We start from the raw sequence: 18,272 nt of genomic DNA on the forward strand, positions 1-18,272 counted from the left end.
GCGCCTGGTCTGAAAGCGGCGGGCTGCTATTTGAGGGCTGCCTCGAGCAGCTTCGCTTCGTAGCCAGTACCGAGAACCTTCGGGTGGAAGCTCTGCTGCGACACCGCGAAGATCGCGTCTGCGCCCTCGGTAACGGGGATGTTGAACCAGGCCTTCTCGCCGCTGCGCCGGGCACCGTAAAGGTTCGTGACGATCGGCAGAGTTGTGTGGATGGCTGGGTCTGCGCTGCAGACGTTGTGCCCCTTGAACACCGGCGCCGGGTCCATGAACACCATCTTCGCGCCCGCGTTCTGCGCCGTGATGCGATCCTTGATCGTTTGGTTCAGGTCGACGCCGAGCTGTACGAGCCACGCCTGGTCGGCTTCCTTCATCCCCGCGACGCATTTGACGCCGTCCTCGAAAATGTTCGGATAGCCCATCACCGCGATCTTGGCGTTTGGTGCTTGCCGCCTGATCTCGGTGTAGGTGGCGTCGAGGCGGCCCTTGAGAATGTCGAGTGCCGCGTATGCGGAAGGCTTCTGCTTGTCTTCGCAGACACCCTTGAAGATGCAACCGCGGATGATGTCGCCAAACCCGATGTCGTTCCCCCCGATGGACATCGTCACCAGGGTGGTGTTCTCATCGAGGTACCCCTGCGACAGCTGCGGTGGTTCCCATTGCTTCGTCGTCAGCAGATTCGTCGCTTGCGCGCCCGAGCACGCCACGGAGTGGTAGTCCAGCGTGGCGTCGCGTGTGCTGTCGCGGCTGGCCACAGTGGCTGTCGCTCCGGGCAAGACGGCCCGGTTGGTCCAGGAGTTCACCGAGCGGTGGCATGCGTTTTGGTAGTAGGTATCATCACCGTTGGTGTCGCTGACCGGGATGTAGCCGCCAGGGGTGTCACCTGGCGCTCCCTCGCCCGAGGAGTACGAGTCGCCGATGTTGACCACGATGTCCTTCGGTTTCGCGGACAGCGGCTCGAATGCGACGGCGTCCCACGCGACGTCGTCTCGTGCGGCGTTGTCGTCGGCGTCGTTCGTAATGTTCGACAGCGATACCGACGGTGTGCCATTGAACTGGAACACCCCAACGGATGACCACTTGTTGGACCAGTTGCGTTGTGGGAGCACACGGGTTTTGGTGCGTCCGTCGCCAAGATTGATGTCGTAGCGGGCGTCTTTCGCCCATGCCCCGTTGTCCGGGGTGTGGATCCAGACTCTTCCCCACTGTTTGAGACTGCCGCCGAGCGTCCACGTGCCAGTCACGGAAGAGGCCGGGGTGTTGTTGGATGCCCACGTGTGGGTGAAGTAGAAGTGATCGTTGAAGCCGCCGCCGAGCTGGTGCGTGTCGATCTTCGACGGGTACGAACCGGATGCACCGGCAGCACCGAAGTCGAATCGGAATGACCCCTCTGTGGCTACTCGAGAGCATCCAGCTCTCGTCGGGTTGGCGGTGAGGGTTCCCGCGTCCGTCGTGATCGGGACGTCGTCAATGACTCGCGCGGTACTCGGCAGACCGGTACGGGTGCAGGCAGGCGGGAAGCTTTCCCCGTTGGGCTGTTCGGTCATGTAGTCGGCAGCGGGGGCGAACCGGTAGAGCTCGTTGCCGCAGGTGGTGTCGCAGTCCTTCTTCCAGGTCGCGTTTCCATGCCACCAGCAGTGCAGGTCGGAGCGGGAGCAGTAGCCGGTGTAGATCGGTGCGCACTCGTTTACGCCCTGCTGGCAGAAGGTTGTCAGCGGGGGCTTCACCGCCGTGCGGTTCTTCGGAGCGGTCTCGTCGGTGCCGTTCCACCAGGCGGTGCGGTACCCGCCCACTTCGGTCGGCGGTGCGTCGGCGGTCTGCTTCTCGGTTAAGGTCAGCGAGTTCGCCGCGAACCCCATGATCTTCTCTGGGTAGGGCCAGTCCTGTGGGTGTGCGGCGTCCGCCGCGTTGCCATCGAGGAAGGCCTTCCGGTTCGCCGGGTAGGCCGGATTGACCGGGTTGTTCAGCCAGCCAAGCCCCCACGCGCCGTTCGACTCGGGCTCTCCCTTCGCGTGGTAGCCGGAGTTGTACGCCCAGGCCGCTGCAAACCAGTTCTCGATCTTCGTCGGGTCGCCGTTGTTGATGGTGGTGCCGTCGGCGCGGCTCTGGTTCCACTTGTCCGTCAGGATCTGCGCCGCAGCAGCGATGTTCACCGTGTAGTCGAGGGCGATGGCTTGCTGCTTCGCGACCGGAAGTGCGGTAACGCGGCCTTGCTCGCGGCCGGCGAGACGCATCCCGTCGGTGACCTGCCCGACTCCATAGCCGCAGTCGGCGTTCGAGAAGTCCACCGCCCAGAACGCGTTGTCATTCACACCTGCGGCCTGCGGGTTGCCGTAGAACACGCCAATCTGCGGGTTCCCGGTCGCTCCAGGCTTCGTATAGCGGGACGCTTGCCACAAATTAGACTCCTGCGCGAGGATCCCGAGGAGCACCTGCGAGGGGATGCGTCCGCCGCCGGAGAGCGCCTTCGTCGGGAACAGGTCTGCTGGCTTGTACGCGGCCATGCCGGTGCTGTTCCAGTTCGCGGGGCGAGAGATGGTCAGCTGGCCGGAGACGATCCGGTTGACGGCCCACTCGACCTGCCGCGGCTTGGGCTGCAGCGCCTGTGCGCGCGGGTCGTTGCGGGGCACCGCGCACGTGCGCTCCGTTTCGGATGGATTCGACTTCGAGCCCACCGCAGCCGCGGCGACCCGAGACCGTGATGCGGCAGGAGAACCGACTGGCGAAGAAGTCACGTCCCCGCCCGCCGGAGGGACTTCGAGCGTTGTGGCTTTCCCCGTCTCGAGAGACTGCACCCCGATCGTTGCGTCACCAGCGGCGCTACCACCAAGGGTGGACGGGGATGCCGCGTCGCTTGTCGCCACTAGCCCCGTCGTCGAGATGTCCGCACCCGGCTGCACCTCTGGTGCCGTACGGATCCCATCCGGGACCGAACCAGCTGCCTTGAGGTCGCCGAGGACGTAGGTGTGGCCGCGGGAATCCGCTGCAACCCCGACCTGTTCAAGTTTCCCGGAGCCAAGTGAGCGGAGCGCAGCCGTCCCCGTCGCGGGCACTGTCCCCGTCTTCACCGTGGCGGTCGCACCCTTGTACTCGGCATACGTCAGCCGACTTCCGGCGACGACCAAATCAAAGGCGGTACCGGTTGTCTTGGCGACCATTTCCACCGCACCACCGTCACGGACTCGAACAATCTTCCCAGCAGTGGCGCCGAGCACTGACCCGTCGGCAAGTGGCACGGGGGATGTCAGCTGCCGCGGATGTCAGCCGTCCACTGGCTCGATTTGTCCACCGCGTCAAAGCTCGCAATTGACGTCGCATCGTCCACGGACCGCATCAAAGCGACTCGTTGCCCTGCTCCACAGCCCGGATTGGAATACGAGATGCTGTACCCCCGGCCGAGAGAGGACTGCTCCCCCGTCTTCGTGTCCACGACACTTGCCCAGGCACCCTCCCCGAACCCCTGCTCCGAGTTCGTCGTCGTCCGCGGGGCATAAACCACAACCATGCGCGACGCATCAGCGGTCAGGCAGAAGTTCCCAATCCACCGGTCCGTCTCAACACCCGGAACGGTGATCTGCGCCAACGTCTCCCAGCGGTACCCCGCCTTCGCGGTGCCGCGCACCACCGCGAGACCGTCAGCCGTCCCCACCAGCTGATACGCGGCATCTCCCGAGGACGCCCACTCAGATCCAAGAGCCTGACGCCGGTCGCCTTCCGGAACCTGCTGCGATGCATCCCCCTGGCTCTGAACCGGCGGCAACGAGGCGTCCGGATCCGCAGCAGGCGGCGCGGCAGCCAGTGCTGGACCTCCCGCAAACACTGCCACGCACGCCAGAACCGCCACTGCGGTGGTACGGAACGAACGTCGACGCAACCACAACTCAGCCATCTCTCCCCCAAATGACGCCCACACGGCCCTGCCCATGCTGGACGTGCCTCAGATCTCTACTAACCGGCCCAATGACTCATGGCCGCACGCACAACGTGCGACAACACGAAGTTCCAAACGGCAACCAACCCCACGGCCACAACAACACCGATACCCGCAAGCAAGCCCACCGCACCGAGGACTCGACGAGAGGTTTGCGCCTGCTCCGGCGCAGAAACCACTGACCCGGGCGACTCAGCAACGAGGCGCTCAAGCCGTTCCGCGGGCTGGTCCTCAGCGCCAGCCCCCCGATCCGTCCCCATGACACTCACCTTCGACCCCAACCTGTGGATCTGTCAAGAGACGAGCAAGAAAGGCGATGCGGAGATCAGGGCGACAGGCGTGCGTCGTCCCACCCGCGCAAGCGGATAGGGCAAATCCCTCAGCTCAAGGGGAGGAAGAAGAAGTCCAGTAGCCGATTTCGATCCGGGCGTCGGCGGGCGGGACCGGCTTACCGTGAGGCAGCCTCCTAGGCTTGCAGGGTGACTACCAACGTCGAGCCGCGTCCTTTCCGTCCTGAGGACGCAGTGGAGCTGACGGCTCTTCTGAACTCGGCCTACCGAGAGCTTCAAGATGCGGGATTGAACTTCACCGCAGCGACCCAGGACGTCGAGACGACCCGTCAGCGGGTGGCAGGGGGCGTCTGCTGGATTGTGGAGAACGACGGCCGTGTCGCAGCGAGCATGACGATGTCCGCGCCTCCACCGGACGACGTCCGTTCACTGTCGGAGCATGCTCAGAAGCCAGGCACCGGATGGCTGTGCCAAGTGGCGGTCGGGCCGGAACTGCGCGGTCGCGCCGTCGCCAGAACGCTGTTCGACGTCGCGTGCGCGTGGGCCGCGAGGAACGGTATCACGCGGATTGGACTCGACACTGCGGCACCGGCCGAGCACCTTGTCGCCATGTACGCGCGTTGGGGATTCGAGCACGTCGACGACGTGCGCTTCCCCGGTAAGCGCTACGGCAGCATCGTTATGACACGAAGTGTGACCGGCTCATAGAACCGGCCCAAATGTCTCAGTAGCCGATGCGCTACTGGACGCCGGAACTCATCTGGCCTCGTCGGCCCACACGTGTCGAGGGACCTCAGCATCATGTTGCGCGCCGGTAGCGGCTACGGGGCGTATGAACCACTCACTGGAGTGAGCAGCTGCCCGCCGTTCAGGATCAATACGAACGCGATCCCAGCCGCGGAGGCGACAGCAACTGCAACCAGGGTTGCGATCATTCCCGTCCACCGGTGGCACCGTCCCTTGACTGCTACCGCGCCAAGGACGACCAGTCCGAGGACATGGGTGAGCGCCAGCGGGTTGCCGCCCACGAGCAGCGTCGTGCCAGCCATAGTGGTGCCCGCAACAACGGCCTTCGGCTGTTCTGTAGCTTCCTCTAACGAGGCAAGACTGAGCCACAACCACGCGCCGGCCATGATGGGCAGCCCGACCACCGCGAGTCCCCAGAACAACACCGCACTTGGTGTTGACTTCCAGCCGTGCTGGGTAGGCGGACCCTGCAAGTCTCGCTCTCGCATGGTCAGTACACGCCGTCTGGGTAGGGCTGGTCGCACTGCTCCGTTGTATGACCCGGTCCGACCATCCGGCGAATAGTGAGCTGCTGGCCGACCGCAAGCTCGTGCCCATATACCTCTGGGTCTTCATTGGCCAGGTAAATGTCGGCAGTGCAGAGACCGAAACGCGCAGCAATTCCTGTCACGGCGTCCCCCGATGCCACGGTGTAGACGAATGATGAGGGACCGCCGGTGACGCTTCCATTCGCCGTCACGGTCCTCTCGTGATCTTCGGCCGGAGCACTCTCGGAGACCGCAGATGCCGAAGCCAACGGTTGGTCGGAGGATGGGGCCGGAGTGACGTCAGGCTTGGAACTGTCAGTGCAACCGACAACGGTGCAAGCGAGAACGGCCATCACTGCAACCGACACGATCCTGCGCATCGAGATCCCCCATCTCGTCCGCTTCGGCGTTCGCACCGACTCTACCGGGGCCGCCGAGTGACGGCAGGTGAGGTCGGATCGGCTGCCGATAGGGATCCACAACCGGGCGGGGCTGACGGCCCTGACCGTGTCCTGCATGACGAGCGCTCAACGGTCCGGCAGGAGTGACATGTGTCGTGGCTACTTCTTCTCGTACTTGCTCCAGTAGCGGGCGAGCGCCGCTTGGCCCGGTCGAGCCGTGGTGAACACGACTAGAGCGAACCCGGCGAAGATGACGAGAAAAGCCACCAGACGGTCGAGCCTGCTGTCCGAGTGGGCCATCAACACGAAGCCGATGATGATGACCAGTGCACCCAGCGTCACGAGTACAACGCGTCGAGGGGTCATGCCGCGAATCTATCGTCGCCGTCATGAGCTGGTGTCCGACTCGCCTCGATGGACAAAGGCACTCGTTCGGTGACGAGCCCCGGTAGGAACGTCTCGTAAGCCGGTCCCGTCGCGCAACGCGGTGTCTGAATCGACCGGGCCGCAGGGGTCAGAAGACCCATGTCGCACACGGGTGGTCCGCTAAACGTCGCAGTGAGGCACCCCATGCGTACGACCCAACGACAGCCATGAGAACGAAGAAGCCCACCGAGATCCTCGGTGGGCTTCTGTCGTCGTGTCGGACACGTTTCGGTCGGGCTGACAGGATTTGAACCTGCGACCCCTTGACCCCCAGTCAAGTGCGCTACCAAGCTGCGCCACAGCCCGCGAGTTCCGGAGAACTCAGGACCCCTGAGGATCCTCGCCCGCGTCCGACCGGAGCGCGAGCGACCGGTCCAGCATAGCGGACGTCAGACCCCCTCCGTGCCACGGCGAGTCGAAGCAACGCGACCCGAACGACACGCTCAGCCCGGCCGCACCACCTCCCGCCGCGCCGCCAACCACGGCAACCCGAGCCCGACGAGCAACCCGCCGGACCCGTCCGCCGCCAGGTCCCCGATCGTGTCGTCGTACCCGACGAAGATCTTCGAGTCGACGAAGTTGTGCCCGAGCCACTCCCCCATCTCCCAGACCGCCCCGACCGCGAGTCCCGCACACAGCGCGAGCACCGCGACGACCACCCGGCGCTCGGCGTGCGGCGCCGGCACCGCACGCAGGTCCGCACCGATGACGTAGAGCACCGCCGCGAGCAGCCCCGTCAGCACGACGTGCATGAACTTGTCCCACAGGAAGACCGTCGTGTACCACTCGAGCACGCTCGACCACCCGGCGACGAGCACGAGCACGCACACCGCCACGTCGAACGCCGGTCGCAGCCCGAGCATCCGCGGCACCACGACCCCGAGCAGCGCCAGCGCCATGACCGGGAACGCCGTCCCGCCCCACCCGACACTCGCCACGACGACGCTCACGAGCGTCAGCGCCCGCACCACGTCGGCCACCAGGAACCGCGGCCGCAGGAACGTCGGTCCGAGTGTCGCGATCACGACGCCCACCGCACGACCGCGTGCACGGCAGCGTGGTCGGACGGCCACACGCCGCCCGGCCGCCGCACGTCGACCGCGACGCGTTCCACCTCCGCCTCGGACGTCACGAGCACCCCGTCGATCCGCCGGCCACCGACACGCGGACTCCCGTAGTGCGGGTACGTCCCGTAGGGCTCACCCACCTGCCTGGAGGCCCGCCCCCAGCTGTCCTCGACCCCCGCCTCCGCCAGGGCTCGCCATGGTGCGGAACCGGCCGGGCTGTTCCAGTCGGCCATGACCACGGCGGGCAGGCCGCGCTGCCGGACGATCCGGCCGAGCAGTTCGGCGGAGCGGACTCGGGCCCACGGCGAGGCGACGTCGAGGTGGGTGGCGATCGCCAGGAACCGAACGCCGGTCGCGCGGTCGTCGACGACGGCTCCGACGGCGTGCCGGGGGAAGGACGTCGCCCACGACCGCGAGCCGGGGCGGTGGGGCGTGCGGGAGAGCGCCCAGGTGCGGCGCTCGACGACGTCGAGGCGGGAGCGGTCGAGGAACAGGCCGACCTGTTCGCCACCGCCGCGCGCTCCCCGTCCGGCCAGGACGGGCTCCCAACCCGACCCGAGGCCGGACGTCAGGTCGTCTGCCTGCGTGGGCAGGGCCTCCTGGACGGCGAGGACGGTGGGCGCTTCGGACGCGACGAGCGCGAGCACGGCCTCTCGGCGACGCTCCCAGGCGTCGGGGTGGGTCGGCTGTCGCGGCACGCGGCGACGCACGTTGAGCGTCATGCAGTGCACCTCGGGCGACCGGACCGGTCCGATGAGCGGGCGGTCGTCGGGGTGGTGGGGCATGCCTCCCTTCTACGAGACGACACCCGTCGGATTCCCAGGGACCTCTCCGTCTGGCTCGTATGGTGGCTCGATGCGTTCTCGTTCCACCCCTCGTCTCCTGGTCGCGATCGCGGTCTCCGGGCTGCTGCTCGGAGCCGCCGGGTGCACGTCGAGCGGACCGGACACGAGCCGCCCGACCCTGGCGAAGGCCTCGGCCGACACCGTCACGGTGGCCGACGCCTCGGACGCCGCAGCCCGGTCGGTCCGCGTCAGCAAGGCGTTGTTCGCAAGTGCCCCGGGAGCGGTCGTGGCCCGGGCCGGCGACACCGACGGCATCCGCGATGCGGCGAAGGCTGCGGCGAGCGCACACGTCCCGGTGCTGGTGACGACCAAGGACACGAGCGCCGCCGTCGCCCGCGAGCTCGACCGGCTCGACGCCGACTGGTACCAGGCCGAGGGCGACGTGTCGGTCGACACGGACGTCGAACAGCGGCAGGCGCCGGACGGCGGTGACGCGCCGGAGTCGACCCGGGCCTCCCGGCAGGCGACCGTGGTGGTGGCGGACGCGAGTGCGGACGCTGCTGCCGTGGCGACCGCGAAGGCCGCCGGCGCGCGCGTCGTGACCATGCCGAAGGGCGTGACGGACCCGGCTGCCGCACCCGACGTGGTGACCGCGCTGCACGAGCGGGCGAAGCACCCGACCGTCCTGGTCGGCGCGGCGTTCGACGCCCTGCCGGACCCGGAGTGGACGGTCCGGGCTGCCGAGGGCGGGTTCCAGCTGCGGAACGGCGGCCAGCGACCGTTCGACGGGCACCGGTACGTCGCGCTGTACGGGGCTCCGGGGGCGCCGGCGCTGGGCGTGCTCGGTGAGCAGGGGCCGAAGGAGACCGTGCAGCGTGCCGAGCAGGTCGCGAAGCCGTACCGGGCCGAGTCCGACGAGCTCGTGACGCCGGCGATGGAGGTCATCGCGACCGTCGCCGCGGGGGACGCCGGAGCCGACGGCGACTACTCGACGGAGCTGCCGGTGTCGACGCTCGAGCCCTACGTCGACGCCGCGCACGATGCGGACATGCCGGTCATCATCGACCTGCAGCCGGGTCGGTCGGACTTCCTGTCGCAGGCCAAGAAGTACGAGTCGCTGCTGAAGAAGCCCGGCGTTTGGCTGGCGCTCGACCCGGAGTGGCGGCTGACGAAGGACCAGGTGCCCCTCAAGCAGATCGGGAGTGTCTCGGCGTCCGAGGTGAACGAGGTCTCCTCGTGGCTGGCTGGACTCGTGCGCGACGAGGGGCTGCCGCCGAAGGCCCTGGTGCTGCACCAGTTCCGGCTGTCGATGATCCAGGACCGCTCAGCGCTGCAGACCCACCCGGAGCTCGACATGCTCGTGCACGTCGACGGGCAGGGGTCGCAGCCGGACAAGCAGGCGACGTGGAAGGCACTGCACCAGGGCGCGCCGGAGGGGTTGCACTGGGGCTGGAAGAACTTCTACGACGAGGACATGCCCATGCTGACGCCCGCGCAGACCATGCAGGACGTGAGGCCGACACCGTCGTTGGTCACCTACCAGTAGGGCCCGGTTGGTCCGGTTGTCCACAGCCTGGAGGCGCGGGTCGGGTTTCGTCGGTTGCTCCTGACAGCATGGGGGCATGTCTGGTCTTGGTGTCGGGTCCACCGCGTCGTCTTCCGTGTCCCCCTCTGCGGACATCGCCGCCGAGGCGCAGCAGGCGCTCGCTGCGCTCACGGGGCGCCCCGACGCGGTGTTCCACCCCGGCCAGCTCGAGGCCATCTCGGCGCTGGTCGAGCACCGGCAGCGCGCCCTCGTCGTGCAGCGCACCGGGTGGGGCAAGTCCGCCGTGTACTTCCTGGCGACGCTGCTGCTGCGCCGACGCGGGGGCGGCCCGACGGTCCTGGTCTCGCCGCTGCTCGCCCTGATGCGTGACCAGGTCGCCGCTGCCGCGCGGGCCGGTGTCCGCGCGGTGTCGATCAACTCCGCGAACGCCCACGAGTGGGGCGAGACCCAGGCCGCCCTCGCCCGTGACGAGGTCGACGTGCTCCTCGTCTCCCCCGAGCGGCTGAACAACCCGAAGTTCCGCGACGAGCAGATGCCGACCCTGATCGCCCGGATGGGGATGCTCGTGGTCGACGAAGCGCACTGCATCTCGGACTGGGGCCACGACTTCCGGCCGGACTACCGCCGACTGGCCGAGCTCATCCGGTCGCTCCCCCACGGCGTCCCCGTCCTGGCGACCACCGCGACGGCGAACGAGCGCGTGGTCGAGGACGTCGCCGAACAGCTCACCGCTGGTCCGGCCGACCCGGTGTTCACCATCCGCGGGTCCCTCGCTCGCAAGTCCCTGCGCCTCGGCGTGCTGACGCTGCCCGATGCCCGGCAGCGGCTCGGGTGGCTCCTCGCGCACCTCGGCGACCTGCCCGGCAGCGGCATCATCTACACGCTCACCGTCTCGGCAGCCGAGGACATCGCACGACTGCTGCGCGACAACGGGTACGCCGTCCGTGCCTACACCGGGCGCACCGACACCGACGAGCGCGAACAGCTCGAACAGCAGCTCAAGGGCAACGAGCTGAAGGCCCTGGTCGCCACGAGCGCGCTCGGCATGGGGTTCGACAAGCCCGACCTCGGGTTCGTCGTGCACGTCGGAGCGCCCTCGTCGCCCGTCGCCTACTACCAGCAGATCGGTCGTGCGGGTCGTGCGACCGACAACGCCGACGTCCTGCTCCTGCCCGGACGTGAGGACCGCGAGATCTGGCAGTACTTCGCCAGCGCCTCGATGCCGACCGAGGCCCGCGCCGCCGCCGTGCTCAGTGCCCTGTCCACCGACACCGCGATGTCGACCGTGGCGCTCGAGGGCCTGGTCGACATCAAGCGCTCCACCCTCGAACTCCTGCTCAAGGTGCTCGACGTCGACGGCGCCGTCCGACGCGTCACCGGCGGCTGGGTGTCGACCGGGCAGCCGTGGGAGTACGACGCGCCCCGGTACGAGCGGGTCGCAGCGGCCCGCGCTGCGGAGGCCGCGTCGATGCTCGACTACGAGTCCACGTCGGCCTGCCGCATGCAGCTGCTGCAGCAGGACCTCGACGACCCCTCGGCCGAGCCCTGCGGCCGGTGCGACAACTGCGCCGGTGCCTGGTTCCCGACCGCCGTGTCCGACACCGACTCGTCCGGGGCCGCGGCCGCGCTCGACAAGGTCGGCGTCGAGATCGCTCCGCGTGCCCAGTGGCCCTCGGGGATGTCGTCGCTCGGGGTCTCGGTGCGGGGCAAGATCGGCGCGGACGAGCTCGTGCAGCCCGGCCGTGCGGTGGCGCGTCTGACCGACCTGGGCTGGGGCGGTCCCCTGCGTGCGCTGTTCTCGACGTCCACCCCCGATGCCCCGATCTCGCGCGAACTCGTCGACGGCTGTGTCCGGGCGCTCAAGGACTGGCCGTGGGAGGCCCGGCCGACCGGCGTCGTGGCGATGTCCTCGCGGTCACGGCCCGAACTGGTGGGGTCCCTCGCCCGGGCACTGTCCACCATCGGGCGGCTGCAGTTCCTCGGCACGCTCGGCCGTGCCGGCGGGACCCCTCGTGGCGACGGTGCGACGAACAGCGCCTACCGACTGTCCGGCGTGTGGGACACCTTCGTGGTCGATCCGTCGCTCGCCGCCGCCCTGCAGGCGCACGAGGGCCCGGTGCTGCTCGTCGACGACCTGGTCGACAGCCGGTGGACGATGACCGTCGCCGGCCGGGAGCTCCGGCGCGCCGGGGCCTCCGCCGTGCTCCCGTTCGCCCTGGCCACGGTCGCGTAGCCCGCTCGCGCCGCCCCCACATCTGTTTTGCGACAGTCCACGCGTCGATCGACTCGTGTTCTGTCGCGGAGCCGGTCCACCGCCCGCCGGAGCCCTAGCGCCGCGCGGGCTTCGGGAACGTGGCCCGCATGTGGTCGCTCGTCAGCACGTCGCCGATGCCGACCATGAGCACCGAGAACAGGATCTGCTCGATGACCATCCAGAACGGGTAGAGCCCGGGGATCGCCGCGACGATCAGCGTCACGATGGGGAAGATCCGGCTGAACAACCGCAGCCGCTGGTACGCCCAGTAGTACCCGAGCTGTGCCCGCCAGGCGAACACGTAGAGCGTCAGGGTGATGAGCAGCACCACGGTGGACCGGAACCACACCGCCCACGACAGGGACTCCCCTGCGCGGGTCAGCAGCACGGCGACCACGATGGCGGTGAGGCCGACGACGGTCTCCGCGACGAGCAGCCACCGGATCCACCGGAACGAACGGACAGTGTCCGGGTGTTCGAGCATGTCCTCGCGGATCACGTAGCCGGCCTGTCGACCTCCGGCCAACCGGTCGAGTCGCAGACGGCACCACACACGGTCGGCGAGCACACCGAGTCCGTCGTTCTGCTGCGTCACCAGTACATGGTGCCCCATCCCGAGGCCCCCCGCAGACGCAGCCCGGGTCGGCGACGGCTCAGTCGGACGGGACGAGTGCCGCGCCGCCCAGCACGGTGCCGGTGTCGGCGTCGAGCAGGACCAGGGAACGGACCTCGTCGGGCAGTGACCACGGGTCGCTGAGCACGACGGTCAGCCCCTGCTCGACCCCGGCGGCCTGGAACAGGTCGTAGGACTCCCCGGCGGGGGTCCACACCGGCTTCGAGCCACCGCGCACCGTCCCCGCGGACAGCACGACGTCGACCGGGCCGTCCCCGCCGGTCTCCAGGTGGTCGATCTCCACCGCGAGGGTCTCGTCACTCGTGTTCGCGGCGATCCGGACGTGCCCGGAGGCCGCAGCCCCGATGCCGAGGATGTCACCGGACACCGGCGGGACGCGGCGCCACCACGGGTCGATGGGCGAACCGTCGACCGGACGGACGGGTTCGGGCTCGATCGGTTCCTCGAGGCCGTTGGCCGGCGGCAGTCGGACGTCGGGCGACCGCGCCGGCTCGGAGGGCACGGGGTCGGCACGGGTGACCGAGTCGCCGTCGTCCGGTGCGTGCGAGATCGTCCACAGGGACACCGAACCCACGACGACCACACCGACGAGGACACCCACCAGGGCGAGCCGACGTCGGTCCGCTGCCCACGGCCCGGTACGCACGCACCCATGATGCCGCACCGGCGCGCCGGACCGGCCCCGGGCCTCCAGACCGACCGCGAACGCAGAACGCGCCCCGACGGATCGAGGCGCGTTCTGCGTGACGGGTGGGAGCGCTCAGCGCTTCCGGCGCTCGCGCACCCGCATGTTGACGTTGATCGGCGTGCCGGAGAAGCCCCACACCTCGCGGAGTCGACGCGTGATGAAGCGTCGGTACTGCGGGTCGAGGAACGCCGACGTGAAGAGCACGAAGGTCGGCGGCTGGCTCGACGCCTGGGTCCCGAACAGGATGCGGGGCTGCTTGCCGCCGCGCACGGGGTGGGGGTGTTCCTGCACGAGCTCGGCGATGAAGGCGTTGACCTTGCCGGTCGGGATGCGGGTGTCCCACGACTCGAGGGCGGTCTCGAGCGCCGGCACGAGCTTCTCGAGGTGACGGCCGGTGCGGGCGGAGATGTTCACGCGCGGGGCCCAGGCGACGTGCGCCAGGTCCTGCTCGATCTCGCGCTCCAGGTAGCGGCGGCGCTCGTCGTCGAGCAGGTCCCACTTGTTGTAGGCCAGCACGAGGGCACGGCCGGACTCGAGGACGAGGTCGATGATGCGGAGGTCCTGCACGGACACCGGCTCGGTGACGTCGAGGACGACGACGGCGACCTCGGCCTTCTCGAGCGCTGCGGTGGTGCGGAGCGAGGCGTAGAAGTCGGCGCCCTGCTGCATGTGGACGCGCTTGCGGATGCCGGCGGTGTCGACGAAGCGCCACACCTTGCCGCCGAGCTCGATCTGCTCGTCCACCGGGTCGCGGGTGGTGCCGGCGATGTCGTTCACGACGACCCGCTCTTCACCGGCGGCCTTGTTGAGCAGCGAGCTCTTGCCGACGTTCGGGCGGCCGAGGATGGCCACGCGGCGGGGGCCGCCGACCTCCTGCTTGGCGACGGCCGAGGTGTCGGGCAGCGTCTTGATGATCAGGTCGAGCAGGTCCGCGACGCCGCGACCGTGCAGGGCCGACACCGGGTGCGGCTCGCCGAGCCCCAGGTTCCAGAGCTCGTAGGCGTCGAGTTCACGGCGCTCGTCGTCGGCCTTGTTCGCGACGACGATGACGGGGCGGTCGGTGCCGCGGAGCATCTTGACGACGTGCTCGTCGGTGGCGGTGATCCCGACCGTGACGTCCACGACGAACAGCACGGCGTCGGCGAGGTCGATCGCGACCTCGGCCTGCGCGGCGACGGAGGCGTTGATGCCCTCGGCACCGGGCTCCCAGCCGCCGGTGTCGACGAGCGTGAAGCGCTTGTCGTTCCAGTCGGCCTTGTAGCTGACGCGGTCGCGGGTGACGCCGGGGACGTCCTGCACGACGGCCTCACGACGACCGAGGATGCGGTTCACGAGCGCGGACTTGCCGACGTTCGGACGGCCGACGATCGCGAGCACCGGGTAGGCGGGCAGGTAGTGGACGCCGTCCTCGCCGACCTGACCGGCCTCGAGCAGGGCGAGGTCTTCATCCTCGAGGTCGTACTCCTCGAGTCCGGCGCGGAGCGCGGTCGCGCGCTGCTCGGCCTCGGCCTCGTCGAGTCCGGCGAGCCGCTCGCCGAGGGCGTCGTCGTACCGGGGGAAGTCGTCGTTGTCCGGGTTGTCCAGCTGAGCCATCTTGGGTTCCTCGCGAGCGGCCGGGGCCGCGGTGTCGGTGGCCGTTGCCGGCCGGGGCCGGGGGTCCGGCCGTGGTGTGACCAGGCGGCCGAGGCCGTCCGGTCGTGCGTCAGTGCGTGGCCGCGCGGGCCAGGTCGACGACCGCCTGCACGGTCTGGTCGAAGTCGAGGTCGGTGGAGTCGAGCGTCGTGACGCCGTCGGCGGCGTTCATGAAGTCGACGACCTTCGCGTCCGCCGCGTCGCGACGAGCGAGTGCTGCGGAGGTCTCGGCGGCCGACTGGGTCGTGACCTCTGCCGAGCGTCGGGCCATTCTAACGGACTCGTCGGCCGTCAGCAGGATCCGGACCTCGGCGTCGGGTGCGACGACCGTGGTGATGTCCCGGCCCTCGGTGATGATGCCCGGGGCATCGGTCTTCCGCATGACGTTGCGGAACAGCTGGACCAGGCGCTTCCGGACGTCCGGGAGCTTCGCGATGTGGGCGACCGCGCCGGTGACGTCGGGGGTGCGGATGGCCTCGGTCACGTCGGTCTCCCCCACCTTGACGTAGTAGTCGTCGGGGTCGGTGCCGATGGCGTAGTCGAAGGTGTCCCAGCTCGCCAGGATCGCCGCGGCGTCATCGAGGTCGACCCGCTGCTGCAGGGCGTGCCACGCGAGCGCACGATAGGCGGCGCCGGTGTCCTGGTAGCCGTAGCCCAGGGCGCGGGCGGCCGCACGGGAGACGCTCGACTTGCCGCTGCCGGCGGGGCCGTCGACCGCGATGACGATCTTCGCCACGTAGGCGCCGTCGGCCAGGCCGGACGGCATCGGGGCGCTGGTCGAGCCGGGCTCCCCGCCGGGTTCGCCGAGGCCGCCAGCGGGACCACCGAGGGGGCCACCCTCAGCACCGCCGCACGCCCCGTCGCCGGGGGTCGGGGTCGGCAAGCCCGAGTCGGGCCCGTCGGTCCCGCCGGCCGGAGCGCGCCCGCCGGTCACACCGGAGTCGTTCGTCGCTGCGTTCGTGTCGTCGTTCAGGCCCATGCTGCTGCGATCCTCCATCCGCGCCCCTCGAGTTCCTCGACGAGTCGCTGTTCCTGCTCGGGCAGCACCGACACCTCGACGATGCCGATCTGTGCGCCCGGTGAGTGCTCGAGGCGCATGTCCTCGAGGTTGATGCCGATCTCCCCGATGAACGTCAGGAGTGCGGCGATCTGCCCGGGGGTGTCGTCGACCAGGACGACCACCTGGGCGAAGCGCTTGGTGGTGCCGTGCTTGCCGGGGAGTCGTTCGACCCCGCGGTTGCCGTCGGCGATGGTCTCGGCGATGGTGCGCGGCGATCCGGCACCGTCCGGGTCGCCGAGCGCGTCGATCACACGGGACAGGTCGTCGCGCAGGTCGGTGAGCACCGGCCGGATGTGCCCGGCGTTCGCCCCGATGATCTGCACCCAGAGCCCCGGGTCGCTCGCGGCGATCCGGGTGACGTCGCGCACGCCGCCGCCGGCCAGGCCGAGCGACCCGTCGGGGGCGTCCCGCAGGCGCGAGGCCATCAGCGTCGACACGAGCTGCGGCGCGTGCGAGACGTAGGCCACGGCGAGGTCGTGCGACTCGGAGTCCATCGGCACGACGGTGGCGCCGACGTCGAGCGCGAGGTCCTCGACCACCGCGGCACGCTGGTACGTGATGCCGTCGTGCCCGGCGATGACCCAGGGGCGGCCGACGAACAGGTCGGCGCGGGCGGCGGTCGGACCGCTGCGCTCGCGTCCGGCCATCGGGTGCGACCCGATGTAGCGGGAGACGTCGGCCCCGGCCGCCACCAGGGCGGCGAGCGGCCCGGACTTCACGCTGGCGACGTCGGTCACGACAGCGTCGGGGTGGGCAGCGAGCTCACGCTCCACCACCATCGCCACGACGTCCGGCGGCACCGCGACGACGATGAGCTCCGGCTGGTCGCCGGCGGCCGGTCGACGCCCGGCGCCGTAGTCCACGGCGAGCGCCAGTGCGGCGGGCGAGACGTCGTCGAGGACGACGTCCACGCCCTTCTCGCGCAGGGCGAGACCGATCGAGGCGCCGAGCAACCCGGCACCGACGACCCGGACCGGGCCGCGCAGACGGCGGTCGATGTCGGTCGGGGTCACGTCGGTCACCGGGCAAGCCTACCGATCGAGGCTCGGGCATCGGTCGATGCCCGAGCGTCGGGTTCGGTCAGTCCGCCGACTCGTCCTCGTACTCGTCGTCGTCCTGGTCGAGCGCGACGTCACGGTCGTCACGAGCGGACGGCTTCGCGTCACGGACGGTGCTGAGCAGCTTGCCGACCTCGACGGTGCCGAGCTCGCGCATCTTGCCCGGCGGCAGGCTGCCCAGGTGCAGCGGTCCGAACGACCGGCGGACGAGTTCGAGGACCGGGTGGTCGACGGCCTCGAGCATGCGACGGACGATGCGGTTGCGGCCGGAGTGCAGCGTGATCTCGACGAGCGACTCACCCCGCGAGGACTCGAGCAACCGCACCTTGTCGGCCTTGATCGGACCGTCCTCGAGCTCGACGCCCTCGGTCAGGCGCTGCACCACGGCGGGGTTCACGTTGCCGTGGACCTTCGCGATGTACGTCTTCTGCACACCGAACGACGGGTGCGCGAGCACGTGTGCCAGGTCGCCGTCGTTCGTCAGGACGAGCAGCCCGGAGGTCTCGGTGTCGAGACGGCCGACGTTGAACAGGCGCTCCTCGTACCGGTCCACGAACTCGGTCAGGTCGCGGCGACCGCGCTCGTCCTGCAGGCTCGAGACGACACCGGTCGGCTTGTTCAGCACGATGTAGCGCCGCGACGAGTCGATCTGCACGGGCACGCCGTCGACGCTGATCGCGTCCTTCTCGGGGTCGACGCGGCGCCCGAGGGCGTCCACGACCTCGCCGTTGACCGTCACGCGGCCCTCGACGATCAGGTTCTCCGCGACCCGGCGGGATGCCACGCCGGCAGCGGCGATCACCTTCTGCAGGCGCTCACCCTCTGCCTGGAGGCTCGGCTCGGCCCCGGCAGGAGCCGTTCCGTCCGCCGCGTCCCAGTCCTCGATGATCGGCCGTTCGGGCGTGCCCTCGGCCGGGTTGCCCCGGTCGTCGCGCTGCCCGCTCGGCTTCGGCGTGGTGCGGTCGCTGTTGCGGACGCTCGTGGTGCCGCCGACGTAGCGGCGGCCGTTGTGCCAGACGCGGCTCTGCTGGCCGTCCGGGGTACGGCGGTCGTCGCGGCCGCGGTCGTCGCGTCGGTCGTCGCGGGGAGCGGAGCTGCCACGGTCGTCGCGTCCGCGGTAGCCACCACGGTCGTCACGCGGAGCCGAGCTGCGGTCGTCGCGACCCCGGTAGCCACCACGGTCGTCACGCGGAGCCGAAGCCCCACGGTCATCCCGCCCGCGGTACCCA

The 18,272-nt window shown here is 69.5% G+C and carries 15 protein-coding genes and 1 tRNA gene; 3 read left to right on the forward strand and 13 right to left on the reverse strand.

What is annotated here, in order from left to right; genetic code table 11:
- Positions 1-26 precede the first annotated feature (26 nt).
- Positions 27-3,161, reverse strand: a complete 3,135-nt coding sequence (locus DEI98_RS10915; RefSeq protein ID WP_111100754.1) for an SGNH/GDSL hydrolase family protein — start codon at positions 3,159-3,161, stop codon at positions 27-29.
- Positions 3,162-3,241: 80 nt separating this feature from the next.
- Positions 3,242-3,886, reverse strand: a complete 645-nt coding sequence (locus tag DEI98_RS18375) for a hypothetical protein (protein ID WP_146243502.1) — start codon at positions 3,884-3,886, stop codon at positions 3,242-3,244.
- A 521-nt stretch (positions 3,887-4,407) separates the two neighbouring features.
- Here DEI98_RS18375 and DEI98_RS10925 point away from each other — a divergent pair.
- On the forward strand, positions 4,408-4,926 hold the full coding sequence (locus tag DEI98_RS10925; RefSeq protein WP_111046585.1) for a GNAT family N-acetyltransferase: 519 nt from the start codon (positions 4,408-4,410) through the stop codon (positions 4,924-4,926).
- A gap of 529 nt (positions 4,927-5,455) precedes the next feature.
- On the opposite strand, the gene DEI98_RS19045 is transcribed toward DEI98_RS10925, so the two are convergent.
- The 5 genes from DEI98_RS19045 to DEI98_RS10955 all read right to left on the reverse strand — a co-directional run bounded on the left by DEI98_RS19045 (position 5,456) and on the right by DEI98_RS10955 (position 8,171).
- Positions 5,456-6,010: a LysM domain-containing protein gene (locus tag DEI98_RS19045; protein ID WP_111046586.1), complete on the reverse strand. Its 555-nt coding sequence runs from the start codon at positions 6,008-6,010 to the stop codon at positions 5,456-5,458.
- A 42-nt stretch (positions 6,011-6,052) separates the two neighbouring features.
- Positions 6,053-6,259 carry a hypothetical protein gene (locus DEI98_RS10940; protein ID WP_146243503.1) on the reverse strand — a complete coding sequence of 69 codons (207 nt, stop codon included), beginning with the start codon at positions 6,257-6,259 and terminating at the stop codon, positions 6,053-6,055.
- Positions 6,260-6,551: 292 nt separating this feature from the next.
- Positions 6,552-6,625 (reverse strand) — tRNA-Pro (locus DEI98_RS10945).
- A gap of 137 nt (positions 6,626-6,762) precedes the next feature.
- Entirely contained in the window at positions 6,763-7,344 is a 582-nt protein-coding gene (locus tag DEI98_RS10950) for a hypothetical protein (protein ID WP_146243504.1), read from the reverse strand.
- Positions 7,341-8,171: an endonuclease/exonuclease/phosphatase family protein gene (locus tag DEI98_RS10955; protein ID WP_111100758.1), complete on the reverse strand. Its 831-nt coding sequence runs from the start codon at positions 8,169-8,171 to the stop codon at positions 7,341-7,343. Before DEI98_RS10955 ends, DEI98_RS10950 begins: the two co-directional genes overlap by 4 nt.
- A gap of 70 nt (positions 8,172-8,241) precedes the next feature.
- Between DEI98_RS10955 and DEI98_RS10960 the strand changes: the two genes are divergently transcribed.
- Both DEI98_RS10960 and DEI98_RS10965 read left to right on the forward strand, forming a co-directional pair.
- On the forward strand, positions 8,242-9,717 hold the full coding sequence (locus DEI98_RS10960) for a hypothetical protein (protein ID WP_111100759.1): 1,476 nt from the start codon (positions 8,242-8,244) through the stop codon (positions 9,715-9,717).
- 76 nt (positions 9,718-9,793) lie between these two features.
- Entirely contained in the window at positions 9,794-11,950 is a 2,157-nt protein-coding gene (locus DEI98_RS10965; protein ID WP_258370803.1) for an ATP-dependent DNA helicase RecQ, read from the forward strand.
- Positions 11,951-12,044: 94 nt separating this feature from the next.
- Here DEI98_RS10965 and DEI98_RS10970 read toward each other — a convergent pair whose 3' ends face one another.
- The 6 genes from DEI98_RS10970 to DEI98_RS18895 all read right to left on the reverse strand — a co-directional run bounded on the left by DEI98_RS10970 (position 12,045) and on the right by DEI98_RS18895 (position 17,854).
- A complete protein-coding gene (locus DEI98_RS10970; RefSeq protein ID WP_111038884.1) occupies positions 12,045-12,566 on the reverse strand; it encodes a hypothetical protein in 522 nt (173 codons plus the stop codon).
- 58 nt (positions 12,567-12,624) lie between these two features.
- On the reverse strand, positions 12,625-13,251 hold the full coding sequence (locus DEI98_RS10975; RefSeq protein WP_146243505.1) for a hypothetical protein: 627 nt from the start codon (positions 13,249-13,251) through the stop codon (positions 12,625-12,627).
- Positions 13,252-13,365: 114 nt separating this feature from the next.
- On the reverse strand, positions 13,366-14,886 hold the full coding sequence (der, locus tag DEI98_RS10980) for a ribosome biogenesis GTPase Der (protein ID WP_071405612.1): 1,521 nt from the start codon (positions 14,884-14,886) through the stop codon (positions 13,366-13,368).
- Between the two features lie 109 nt (positions 14,887-14,995).
- Positions 14,996-15,691 (reverse strand): (d)CMP kinase, encoded by a 696-nt coding sequence (cmk, locus tag DEI98_RS10985; protein ID WP_051596569.1) that lies wholly within the window; start codon positions 15,689-15,691, stop codon positions 14,996-14,998.
- A 203-nt stretch (positions 15,692-15,894) separates the two neighbouring features.
- Positions 15,895-17,007 carry a prephenate dehydrogenase gene (locus tag DEI98_RS10990; RefSeq protein ID WP_111100761.1) on the reverse strand — a complete coding sequence of 371 codons (1,113 nt, stop codon included), beginning with the start codon at positions 17,005-17,007 and terminating at the stop codon, positions 15,895-15,897.
- Positions 17,008-17,065: 58 nt separating this feature from the next.
- Entirely contained in the window at positions 17,066-17,854 is a 789-nt protein-coding gene (locus DEI98_RS18895; RefSeq protein WP_231495626.1) for a pseudouridine synthase, read from the reverse strand.
- Positions 17,855-18,272 lie beyond the last annotated feature (418 nt).

It is taken from the genome of Curtobacterium sp. MCLR17_034 (assembly GCF_003234485.1).
In the GTDB taxonomy this organism is placed as follows: domain Bacteria; phylum Actinomycetota; class Actinomycetes; order Actinomycetales; family Microbacteriaceae; genus Curtobacterium; species Curtobacterium flaccumfaciens.